A 1,268-nucleotide genomic window follows, 5' to 3' on the forward strand; every position below is an offset into this window, starting at 1 on the left:
TGGACTTGCTACATTTGAGTAGACACAGAGTTAAGAGGATTACTTATCTTAACAGAAATTATGTCACAACAGAGAAAAGCATACCCGAAGGAGTTCAAGCTGATGAGCGTTGAATTGAGTAACACCCGCACAGATCTGATTGCACTTGCGAAAGAATTGGATATTAATGTGACTTTATTGTATAGATGGCGAAAGGAATTCTCCAACAAGCAGGGCAGTAGTTTTCCTGGGAATGGGAAAGTTATCCTCAGCCCGGCTGAGCAAGAGCTGGCTAATTTGAAAAAAGAACTACGTGAAACGCAGATGGAGCGTGATATATTAAAAAAGGCCATCAGCATTTTCTCCAAGAGCGACAACAAATATTCAGGTTCATAAAGGATCATAGCAGAATATTTTTAGTCGAGAAGATGTGTTCGGTATTCAAGGTAAGCAGAGGCGGGTTTTATAAGTGGACAATTAGTAGTCCTTCAAAAAGGAGTATTGAGACTCAAATTCTTGAAACCGAAGTTTTGCATGCTTTTGAAAACAGTAAAAGAATATACGGTAGCCCAAGAATAACCTTGGAACTCCGTAAAAAAGATATTAAAATTTCCAGACCAAGAGTGGCCAGAATGATGAGAAAAGCGAAACTGAGAAGTATTGTAAAGAAGAAATTCAAGATCACCACAGATTCTGGCCATAAATTACCTGTACCGGAAAATGTATTGGATCGAGATTTCAAACCTGGTGTAATAGGTGCGGTATGGGTATCTGATATTACTTATATCCGAACTAAAAAAGGATGGCTATATTTGACTACTGTGATTGACCTTGGGGATCGAAAAATTATAGGATGGGCCTTAAGTTTGACAATGAAAGCAGTTGATAGCGTGATCCCTGCCTTTAAAATGGCACAAAGTAGACGCCCGATTATCCAAGAATTGATTTTTCATTCTGACCGCGGAGTTCAGTACGCTTGCAATGAATTCAGATGCTTACTGGAAAAAAATCCTTTGATCATTAGGAGCATGAGCAGAAAAGGAAATTGTTGGGATAACGCAGTAGCCGAGAGCTTCTTTAAAACAATCAAAGCTGAATGTGTATATCAGCATAAGTTCACTGACAAAGAGCAGGCAGCACTCATCGTTTTTGAATATATAGAGACCTGGTACAACCGTAAAAGACTTCATTCTTCACTGGGATATCTGTCCCCGGAAGAATTTGGTAGAAATTTAAATAAACAAAATATTGCCGCTTAACTAAATGTCTACTTTATTGTTGCAATTCCA

2 protein-coding genes are annotated in these 1,268 nt (G+C 38.5%); both read left to right on the forward strand.

Annotated elements, in window-relative coordinates; genetic code table 11:
• Positions 1-60: 60 nt before the first annotated feature.
• Positions 61-375: a transposase gene (locus FN831_RS27550; protein ID WP_142531427.1), complete on the forward strand. Its 315-nt coding sequence runs from the start codon at positions 61-63 to the stop codon at positions 373-375.
• Positions 372-1,238, forward strand: a complete 867-nt coding sequence (locus FN831_RS27555; protein WP_246101796.1) for an IS3 family transposase — start codon at positions 372-374, stop codon at positions 1,236-1,238. Before FN831_RS27550 ends, FN831_RS27555 begins: the two co-directional genes overlap by 4 nt.
• Positions 1,239-1,268 lie beyond the last annotated feature (30 nt).

This window comes from Pedobacter westerhofensis (assembly GCF_900182595.1).
Lineage (GTDB): Bacteria > Bacteroidota > Bacteroidia > Sphingobacteriales > Sphingobacteriaceae > Pedobacter > Pedobacter westerhofensis.